General features: G+C 62.2%; 1 protein-coding gene. It reads left to right on the top strand.

Going from position 1 to position 413, the window contains the following annotated elements:
- Positions 1-413, top strand: a 413-nt coding sequence (locus AB4Y43_RS40515; protein ID WP_368730294.1) for an NAD(P)/FAD-dependent oxidoreductase, incomplete at both ends; no start/stop codon positions are given.

Raw genomic sequence — 413 nt, 5'->3', positions numbered from 1 at the left:
GCTGCCGAAGTGCTCTACAACGACGACGGTTCCGTGAAGGGCGTCGCCACCGGCAACATGGGTGTCGGCAAGGACGGCGAGCCCACCGAAAACTTCCAGCTCGGCATGGAGCTGCACGCCAAGTACACGCTGTTCTGCGAAGGCTGCCGCGGGCATCTGGGCCGTCAACTGAACGAGAAGTTCAAGCTGGGCAAGGATTCGGACCCGCAGGTCTACGGCATCGGCATCAAGGAACTGTGGGAGATCGATCCCTCGAAGCACCAGCCCGGCCTCGTGATCCACACCGCCGGCTGGCCGCTCGAGTCGGACACCTACGGCGGCTCGTTCCTGTACCACATCGACAACAACCAGGTGATGGTGGGCTTTGTCGTCGGTCTTGCGTACCAGAACCCGTATCTCTCGCCGTTCGAGGA

The sequence above is a fragment of the Paraburkholderia sp. BR10872 genome, assembly GCF_040965835.1.
Lineage (GTDB): Bacteria > Pseudomonadota > Gammaproteobacteria > Burkholderiales > Burkholderiaceae > Paraburkholderia > Paraburkholderia nodosa_A.
This window is presented reverse-complemented; position numbering and strand designations above follow the sequence as displayed.